Source organism: Coleofasciculaceae cyanobacterium, from assembly GCA_036703275.1.
Lineage (GTDB): Bacteria > Cyanobacteriota > Cyanobacteriia > Cyanobacteriales > Xenococcaceae > Waterburya.
In genome coordinates this window covers 1-9,312 of sequence record DATNPK010000059.1, presented here as the reverse complement: position 1 = coordinate 9,312, position 9,312 = coordinate 1, and the positions used below count along the sequence as shown (strand labels likewise).

The window sequence follows — 9,312 nt, the reverse complement described above, 5'->3', positions numbered from 1 at the left end:
AGACATGATTAATTCCCAAGCGGGAAATATCTCACTTGCTTGGATTTTTGGAGAAATAAGAGTTAAAGGTTCGAGTTTGATGGACTATTGATCAGTGATACTCTCATTAACTCATATTTTTAGCTTAACCGAACAGTATTGCCTTCCACCTGACCTTTATAAATTATCCGCATAATTTTAATACCTCTAATTCTCCGCCAAGCAGTGTGAAATGATTTATATTTTAGAGCAGCATTTGTGATTCTTTTTACTCCTCGATGATCTTGTTCTACTACATTATTGAGGTATTTTGCTAGTCGAATTTGGCTTTTTTCTTCTAAAACTTTTTCTGTTTTCAATTTTTTAATTGCAGGAGGATAAGCAGCATTTTCGTCAAGATTAATCAATCTAGGTTGTCTATTACGTTTAGCTTTTAATACTTTTTTGAAGAATATCTATAGGCAGCTTTTTGTTCCTTCTGGCACTTAGTATAAAGCCCAAAGTATTGCCTACACTATCTACTGCCCGATATAGATATTTCCATTTTCCCTTGACCTTAATATAAGTTTTATCTACTTTCCAAGAATCATTGCTTGGTTTCAGGTAACGACGAGTTCTTTCTTCTATTTCAGGAGAATAAGTTAGCACCCAACGACCAATATTTGAGTGGTCTACTTTCAGGCCTCTTTCCAACATCATTGATTCCAAATTACGATAGCTCAAAGAATATTTTAAATACCAACGAACGTTAAGCAAAATAATTTCCTTTTGAAAATGTCGCCACTTAAAAGGTTCTTTGGAATTCATTAGAAAAGTCAAAGTCGTACGTATCTTTGTTGGCTTGTATTGTACTACGCGACTATTTCTATTTTTTGCGACACAACCTTTTTAGCTAGTTCGGGTCACACTCGCGCGTTCCCTTGCGCCTATCGGCACGAACGGCAAAGCCGTTCTAGTCTTCTTCGGAGACGATGGCGCAAGTGCGCCGTTGAGCGTAAGCTCTGCCAGGACTTTGCTTTTGTGGGTCTGCCCGCTGCCGGAGCGTTAGTTAAAAGTGCATAAGTTCAAATGATGTTCGACTATGAACAACTAACGAAATGGCAATGCTAATAACTATAAAAGCTAAAGCAAAGAGAAAGCTAAAAAATGATTGTAATTATCAAAAAGAGAACACCAGCAACAGAGATCAAGAGAATTACCCAAGAACTTGATTGCTGGAAGAATATAAACACAGAAGAAATAGTGGGTCAAAGCGAAACAGTAATCGCCCTTTTAGGTGATACAGTTAAAATCAATCCCGATCAGATTAAACAAATTAGCCCCTGTATTGAAGAAGTTTTACGAGTAGAAAAACCCTTTAAAAGAGCTAGTCTAGAATTTCGTCAAGGTAAACCAAGTGCAGTAACTGTAACCACTCCTAATGGTGCAGTAACCTTTGGTCAAAACTATCCTCTAGTAGTCATCGCTGGCCCATGTTCGGTAGAAAACGAAGAGATGATTGTCGAAACAGCAAGGGTAGTAAAAGCCGCAGGAGCGCAGTTTCTTAGAGGGGGAGCTTATAAACCTCGGACATCACCCTATGCTTTCCAAGGTCACGGTGAAAGTGCGCTAGGCTTACTCGTAAAAGCAAGAGAAGCTACAGGCTTGGGAATTGTTACGGAAGTAATGGATACTGCTGATGTCGAGCAAGTTGCCACAGTAGCCGATATCCTGCAAGTTGGGGCGCGTAATATGCAAAATTATCCTTTACTAAGAAAGGTAGGGGCTAAGAATAAACCAGTTTTGCTCAAGCGGGGACTATCTGCCACCATTGAAGAATGGTTAATGGCAGCAGAATATATTCTTGATGCTGGCAATCCCAATGTAATTTTATGCGAGCGTGGCATTCGTAGCTTTGATTCCCAATATACTCGCAATACTTTAGATTTATCCGTTGTGCCAGTATTGCGAGCGCTAACTCACTTACCCGTCGTTATCGATCCCAGCCACGCTACTGGCAAATCAGAATACGTTCCTACAATGGCAATGGCTGCGATCGCAGCTGGTACTGATTCTTTGATGATTGAGGTTCACCCCAACCCAGCCCAAGCGATGTCTGATGGTCCTCAATCTCTGACACCAGAAGGTTTTAGCCGACTGATGCACGAAGTAATGCCACTAGCTCAATTCTACGGTCGTGGTAAAACACCATCTTTTCCTACAGGTAAAAAATTCCAGGTTAATTCTTGGTCTGAGTCTAGATTCTAATCTCAGCAAAAAGCGATCGCACACAAACTGTGTTTGGGAATGAGAATTTAATAAAATTGCCAATCTAAATAATGGGTTACGAGTTGCGCTAACTATACCCTACTTAATCTATAAAGCCGATCGGTTCTTATTCCTTTTCCTTGATTAATTATTAGTTGATCGAGTTTTCTTGAACAGTCCAGATTCACCCAATTAGTAAGAGGAATTCTCAATGCATTTAGATCCACATTTTTACACTACTCAAGGCGGTATTTTTGTCTCCCGTACTGTTGATAAGATCTCGACCCAAACTGCCTTAGAAGAAATTTTACTACGTCTTGATTCTCAACGGGGAGGTTTATTGGAAAGTCAGTATGAATATCCAGGACGTTACAATAGATGGGCGATCGGATTTGTTAATCCACCTTTAGAACTAGCAACTCGCGATAATAGTTTCACTCTCACAGCACATAACGATCGCGGAATAGTGTTGCTGGAGTATCTAGCCGAAGCTTTATCCAACCTCTCTGGACTAGTATCTTTAGAAAAAGAAGAACGTCAACTTTTTGGCTCGGTTAAACCAACAAAACAAGTATTTTCTGAAGAAGAACGCAGTCGCCAACCATCAGTTTTTACTGTGGTTCGAGAAATTATTCGGCTATTTAGTAGTTCTGAAGACGAACACTTGGGACTTTACGGTGCGTTTGGCTACGACCTAGTGTTTCAGTTCGAGCAAATGTCCAAACGGCAACAGCGAGAGTCAGACCAACGGGATTTGGTACTATATCTTCCTGACGAACTATTAGTTGTTGATTATTATCAGCAGCAAGGATATCGCTTGCAATATGAATTTGTGACTCAAAATGATACTACTAAAGATTTACCTCGTAGTGGTGAAAAGATCGATTACAAAGGTAAGAATCTAACCCCTGATCGAGCCTGCGACCATCAACCAGGAGAGTATGAGGATCGGGTTAGAGAAGCCCTAGAATATTTCCGCCGAGGAGATTTGTTTGAAGTTGTACCCAGTCAAAACTTCTCCAAGCACTGTACGAAATCCCCTACTCAATTGTTCCGCATCCTTAAAGAAATAAATCCCAGTCCCTATGGATTTATTTTTAACTTAGGGGGGGAATATCTCATTGGTGCTTCTCCGGAAATGTTTGTCAAGGTTAATGGCAGAAGGGTAGAAACCTGTCCCATTAGTGGCACGATCCGCCGAGGAAAAGATGCCATTGAAGATTCTTTGCAGATTCAAAAGCTGCTCAACTCCGACAAAGATAAATCAGAGTTAACTATGTGTACGGACGTGGATCGTAACGATAAATCGCGAATCTGCGAACCTGGCTCGGTGAGGGTAATTGGTCGTCGTCAGATTGAAATGTACAGCCATTTAATCCACACTGTAGACCACGTAGAAGGTTTGATGCGAGCTGAGTTTGATGCTCTAGATGCCTTTCTAACCCATCTTTGGGCGGTAACGGTTACAGGCGCTCCTAAACGCTGGGCAATAGAATTTATCGAGCAGCGCGAGGGTAGTGCCCGACGTTGGTATGGCGGTGCAGTTGGCTATTTAACTTTTGATGGCAACTTAAACACGGGTTTAATTCTGCGGACTATTCGCTTACAAAATACGATCGCCGAAGTCCGTGCGGGGGCAACAGTTCTCTATGATTCCGATCCAGAAGCAGAAGCCCAGGAAACCATTACTAAAGCAGCGGCTTTATTTCAAACCTTAGAACAAGCCCAAAATGTTAGCGATCGCATCTTGGTTGACTCTAATCTACAACAACAGCAAACCGAGCCAGGAATTAGCAAGCGCGTCTTGCTAATCGATCACGAAGATTCTTTTGTACATACTCTCGCTAACTATATACGTCAAACTGGTGCAACAGTAAAAACAATTCGGCATGGTTTTGCCAAATCGCTGTTAGACGAAGAACAACCCGACCTAGTAGTCTTATCTCCTGGCCCTGGCAGACCTACTGATTTTAAAGTAGCAGCAACTATTGCCGCCTGTCAGAAACGACAAATTCCTATCTTTGGCGTATGTTTGGGATTGCAAAGTATTGTCGAAGCCTTTGGCGGAGAACTAGGAGTTCTTGACTATCCCCAACATGGTAAGGTATCTCAAATTTCTGTTATCGCTGACGGCTCTAAACTATTCCAAGATCTACCAACATCCTTTGAAGTTGGTCGATACCATTCTCTATACGCTTTGTCTGATCGACTACCTGCGGAATTAAAAGTTACCGCCATTACCGAAGATGGAGTAATTATGGGCATCGAACATCGGACGTTACCTATCGCTGCCGTACAGTTCCATCCAGAATCTATTATGACTTTGGATGGAGGAATCGGTCAGAGCATTATCGATAACACAATTCGCAACTATACCAATCCTGTCAACTTCTCTGCTTCTTCATTAGTAGGAAATATGACTTAATGTCAGATCGGGTTGTAGCCTATAGCCTATAACCTTGTAGCCTGTAGCCTACAACCTTTAGCCTATAATGACTTAAGCGTCCATAGGAAAGTAACTAACCCGATCGCGAAACAGTAAAAATTTTAAGTTATCCCAAATTTACGCTACTTAAAAGGATAAAAAGAAACAAGATTTCTCAAGTTTGAGTAGAAAACAGTGGCGGGAAGAAGAAAGAAGAATATTCTTCCCTCAAAACTCTTCTTGACTTTTAAATTTCATCTCTGCAAAAGACTACTTTATTTTTCCCAATGCCTTCTTAGGAAGTTTGCTACATGCGGTTCAAAACCTTTGTTTAGGAAAACTTCGCGCTATTCCCTCTAACAAAACTTGTAATTTTTGAAATCAAATAGGATTACTAGTAATGATCGACATGAATGTTAATCCCGTTAGACCTAAAACAATACTTCAAGAAATTGCTGATTATAAGCTACAAGAAGTTGCTCAAAGAACTGAAAGACTATCTCTAGCTACTCTCCAAGAACAAATAAAAACTGCTCCTGTTACCAGAAATTTCTTGGCAGCTTTACGACAAAATTCTTCTAAACCCAGCTTAATTGCTGAGGTTAAAAAAGCTTCTCCTAGTAAGGGAATAATTCGTGCCGATTTTGAGCCGAGCGCGATCGCTCAAGCCTACGAATTAGGTGGTGCTACCTGTCTTTCTGTATTAACTGATGAAAAGTTTTTCCAAGGTAGTTTTGCCAATTTGCAGAAGGTTAGAGAAAAAGTAACATTACCTCTGCTATGTAAGGAATTTATTATTGACCCCTACCAAATTTATTTAGCACGGGTTAATGGTGCAGATGCGATTCTTTTGATTGCCGCTATTTTAAGCAATGAAGTGCTGACAGAGTTTATACAAATCGCACGCAGCCTAGACCTGACCGCATTAATAGAAGTCCATACCCTAGGGGAACTCGATCGCGTGTTAACTCTATTTGATGTGGAATTAATTGGGATCAACAACCGCCATCTCCAAGACTTTAGCGTCGATCTGCAAACAACTCAACGCTTACTACTACAACGGCAAAAACAAATAAATAGCCGACGCATAACAATTGTCAGCGAGTCTGGTTTATCTACTCCAGCAGATTTATCTTTTGTGGCTAAAGCAGGTGCTACGGCAGTTTTAGTCGGGGAATCCCTAATTAGGCAAACCAACCTCAAACGGGCAGTAAAAGACCTATTAAATTGTTAAATAACAAAATTCCAGATTAATCTCTTCACCAGAATGCTTAATTATGAATACGATCTCGCAATGCTTTGAATCTTTACGTCAAAATAATCAGCCTGCCCTAATCCCCTTTTTAACCGCAGGAGATCCCGATCTAGAATTGACAGCCGAAGCTCTAAAAGTTTTGGATGCTAATGCAGATTTCATCGAACTAGGAGTTCCTTACTCCGATCCTCTCGCTGATGGTCCTGTAATTCAGGCTGCAGCAACCCGCGCCCTCGAAAAAGGAGTTAAGTTAGCTAGCGTTTTAGAAATGGCTCAATCTCTAACTCGCAGTTTGCGATCGCCCTTAATCTTATTTACCTACTACAACCCGATCCTCAACTTGGGCATCGAAACCTTTATGCAACAGCTTGTTATTGCAGGCATCAAAGGTTTAGTCGTTCCCGATTTACCTATAGAAGAGGCCGACGAGTTATTAAAACAGGCTGATGCAGTAGGCATTGAAGTCATTTTGCTAGTAACTCCCACTAGCTCCAAAGAGCGGATTGAAGTGATCGCCATGAAATCTCGTGGCTTTATTTATTTGGTCAGCGTTACGGGTGTTACGGGAGTGCGTTCTCAAATTCAAACGCAAGTCAAAGATGTAATCGCCGATATTCGCAGTGTTACCGATAAGCCGATTGGTGTTGGTTTTGGAATTTCCACTCCCGAACAAGCTCGACAAGTAATAGATTGGGGCGCGGATGGGGTAATTGTTGGCAGTGCCTTTGTACAGCGTTTGGCAGAAGGTACTCCCTACAACCGATTGCGCTCGGTTCGAGATTTTTGTAGCGAATTAAAAACAGCTATTTCCTAAGCCTCTTTAGTCCCAACCAACTATTCAACCACAATTCAATCTTGAGAAGATTCTTATGTTACTAGATAGTACAAATACTCAACCTGTAAATCCCACTCCTGCTCAACAACCCGATGCTCTAGGTCGTTTTGGTAAATTTGGGGGCAAGTACGTTCCCGAAACTTTGATGCCAGCTTTAAGCGAACTAGAAACGGCGTTAGCCAAATATCGCGACGATCCGCAGTTCCAGCAAGAATTTCAAGAGCTATTAGCAAATTATGTCGGACGACCAACTCCACTTTATTACGCTCAACGCCTGAGTGAATATTACGCTCGACCCGATGGCATAAAGCCACAAATTTACCTCAAGCGCGAGGATTTAAACCATACGGGGGCGCACAAAATTAATAACGCGATCGGGCAAGTGCTGCTCGCCAAGCGTATGAATAAAAAACGTATAATTGCCGAAACTGGAGCGGGACAACACGGTGTTGCTACTGCCACTGTTTGCGCTCGTTTTGGTTTGGAGTGCGTCATTTATATGGGCATTCACGATATGGAACGACAAGCCCTTAATGTCTTTCGGATGCGCCTGATGGATGCCAAAGTGCATCCAGTAGAAGCTGGAACGGGAACTTTAAAAGATGCCACTAGTGAGGCAATTAGAGATTGGGTAACTAATGTAGAAACAACTCACTATATCTTGGGTTCGGTTGCTGGTCCTCATCCCTATCCGATGATGGTGCGGGACTTCCAAGCTATTATCGGTCGGGAAACTCGCGGTCAATCTCAACAAAAGTGGCAAGGACTACCAGATATTCTTCTGGCTTGTGTTGGTGGAGGTTCTAATGCGATGGGATTGTTCCACGAATTTGTTAGAGAACCCTCAGTACGTTTGATTGGTGTTGAAGCTGCTGGAGAAGGAGTTGACACGGGCAAACATGCAGCAACCCTAACTAAAGGTCGAACTGGGGTTTTGCATGGCGCGATGAGTTACTTACTACAGGACGAAGAAGGTCAAATTATCGAGCCACATTCCATTAGTGCGGGACTAGACTACCCGGGTGTCGGACCAGAACACAGTTATTTAAAAACTAGCGATCGCGCTGAATACTATAGCGTAACCGATACGCAAGCTTTGGCTGCTTTCCAACTTCTGTCCCAACTAGAAGGAATAATTCCCGCTTTGGAAACTTCTCATGCGATCGCCTATCTCGAAACCCTCTGTCCCCAGCTAATTGGCAGCCCCTGTATTGTGATTTGCTGTTCTGGACGGGGCGATAAAGATGTCCATACCGTTGCTAAATTTCTCAAGGATGCGTAAGTTTGGATGGCTTGATAATAACCGCTGTGCTAGTTTCAGCACTAATTTATATTCAGCAAAAGCTACTGTAGAACTTTTGTGCGATAAGACTTTCCATAAGAAAGGAACTGCTCTGTTTCCACATACCACTGAGAGATGAATGATGCAGAATTGATTCGAGAGCATTTTGTATTTAATGCTAAGTACAGTCTCTGCTGCTTCCAATTATTGATTGCAGCCATCACCAGAGGTACATATAAAGCTCTAACCTTAATCCGATTATTGGCGACAAACCTTTGCCATCTTCGCTCAATACTCTAGGAAAATAAAAAGAAAATTGATTCATAGTAGCGATCAGTCGATGAAAACAAAGTAGTAAAGAACGGTTAGGGAAAACGTCCAACCAAGGAATAATCATCCAGAATAAGACAGTTGGTTGAATAATTAAACGTAGGTTATTCAAAGTGGTTTTTCATTCCCCTTGATTTAACCACTGTTGATGAAAAGTAAAATTAGCAATAGGCTCTTTAACTGGATTTAAGTTATAAAAGATTTTGGGCGTTGATGAATGCGTAATGTTATGGAGTTTAAAATAAGGATGTAAAAAACCCTGGTAAAGCAATGGACTGCCCCAGATGTAAATCATCGCCAAAGAAAAAGAATGGTTTTCGTCCAGGAAAGCAATCATTCAGATGTAAAAACTGTCCTAAAGGATACCGCTTCGCATATGGCTGCCAATATGTAGAAAATCCGATTAAGCGAGCATACCCAGCAGCAGAAAAACAGCTCTGTTTAAAAATGTATCTCAATGGTATGGGATTCAGGGCAATTGCCAGAATAACGGAGATAGATCATACAACTATTATCAATTGGGTTGAAGAAGCAGGAGAATCGTTGTCTGATGAACCACAAGATTCGGAAATACCTGAAATTACCGAAATCGATGAACTACAGACCTTCGTAGGAAACAAGAACAACAAATTCTGGATTTGGACAGTGAAACTATCCCACTAATAAAATTCGATTAATCCAAATATGGATTGTAGCAAGAGACAAGAAAGCATTGAAGCAAGTTGAAATTCTTTTCCATCGCACAACTAGTCTGCGGTATTTTTTCTCAAACCAAGAAAAACAACGCTCGCGGTACGATATCTAGGAACAAAGATTTTGGTAGTCCTAAAGATGTAAGGATAGAAGAAGAACTAGATTAGTAGTATTAATGTCAATATTCTGTCCGTCTTGTGAGTCCAAGCAAATTGTCAAAAATGGAAAAATACACAATGGAAAACAAAATTATCGGTGTCGTGACT

7 protein-coding genes and 2 pseudogenes are annotated in these 9,312 nt (G+C 41.3%); 7 read left to right on the top strand and 2 right to left on the bottom strand.

The genetic code is table 11. From position 1 onward, the window contains the following. Positions 1–119: 119 nt before the first annotated feature. Positions 120–786: pseudogene (locus V6C71_10390) on the bottom strand (IS6 family transposase). Positions 787–1,125: 339 nt separating this feature from the next. Here V6C71_10390 and aroF point away from each other — a divergent pair. The 5 genes from aroF to trpB all read left to right on the top strand — a co-directional run bounded on the left by aroF (position 1,126) and on the right by trpB (position 8,023). After that, positions 1,126–2,226, top strand: coding sequence for a 3-deoxy-7-phosphoheptulonate synthase (gene aroF, locus V6C71_10385; GenBank protein ID HEY9768887.1), 1,101 nt, complete (start codon positions 1,126–1,128; stop codon positions 2,224–2,226). 211 nt (positions 2,227–2,437) lie between these two features. Beyond that, positions 2,438–4,651 (top strand): anthranilate synthase, encoded by a 2,214-nt coding sequence (locus tag V6C71_10380; GenBank protein ID HEY9768886.1) that lies wholly within the window; start codon positions 2,438–2,440, stop codon positions 4,649–4,651. A 400-nt stretch (positions 4,652–5,051) separates the two neighbouring features. Next, positions 5,052–5,885, top strand: a complete 834-nt coding sequence (gene trpC / locus V6C71_10375; protein ID HEY9768885.1) for an indole-3-glycerol phosphate synthase TrpC — start codon at positions 5,052–5,054, stop codon at positions 5,883–5,885. 43 nt (positions 5,886–5,928) lie between these two features. After that, positions 5,929–6,720, top strand: a complete 792-nt coding sequence (gene trpA, locus V6C71_10370) for a tryptophan synthase subunit alpha (protein ID HEY9768884.1) — start codon at positions 5,929–5,931, stop codon at positions 6,718–6,720. A 55-nt stretch (positions 6,721–6,775) separates the two neighbouring features. Continuing rightward, entirely contained in the window at positions 6,776–8,023 is a 1,248-nt protein-coding gene (gene trpB / locus V6C71_10365) for a tryptophan synthase subunit beta (protein HEY9768883.1), read from the top strand. Between the two features lie 313 nt (positions 8,024–8,336). Here the strand turns inward: trpB and V6C71_10360 are convergent. Next, positions 8,337–8,516: pseudogene (locus V6C71_10360) on the bottom strand (IS701 family transposase). Between the two features lie 107 nt (positions 8,517–8,623). Between V6C71_10360 and V6C71_10355 the strand changes: the two are divergent. Both V6C71_10355 and V6C71_10350 read left to right on the top strand, forming a co-directional pair. Next, positions 8,624–9,016, top strand: a complete 393-nt coding sequence (locus tag V6C71_10355) for an IS1 family transposase (GenBank protein HEY9768882.1) — start codon at positions 8,624–8,626, stop codon at positions 9,014–9,016. A gap of 59 nt (positions 9,017–9,075) precedes the next feature. Further along, a complete protein-coding gene (locus tag V6C71_10350; protein ID HEY9768881.1) occupies positions 9,076–9,213 on the top strand; it encodes a hypothetical protein in 138 nt (45 codons plus the stop codon). Positions 9,214–9,312 lie beyond the last annotated feature (99 nt).

Excerpts from the sequence above, each read along its gene's own strand:
- trpC (HEY9768885.1), top strand. The coding sequence starts at position 5,052 with ATGATCGACATGAATGTTAATCCCGTTAGACCTAAAACAATACTTCAA.
- V6C71_10355 (HEY9768882.1), top strand. The coding sequence starts at position 8,624 with ATGGACTGCCCCAGATGTAAATCATCGCCAAAGAAAAAGAATGGTTTT.
- aroF (HEY9768887.1), top strand. The coding sequence starts at position 1,126 with ATGATTGTAATTATCAAAAAGAGAACACCAGCAACAGAGATCAAGAGA.
- trpB (HEY9768883.1), top strand. The coding sequence starts at position 6,776 with ATGTTACTAGATAGTACAAATACTCAACCTGTAAATCCCACTCCTGCT.
- V6C71_10380 (HEY9768886.1), top strand. The coding sequence starts at position 2,438 with ATGCATTTAGATCCACATTTTTACACTACTCAAGGCGGTATTTTTGTC.
- trpA (HEY9768884.1), top strand. The coding sequence starts at position 5,929 with ATGAATACGATCTCGCAATGCTTTGAATCTTTACGTCAAAATAATCAG.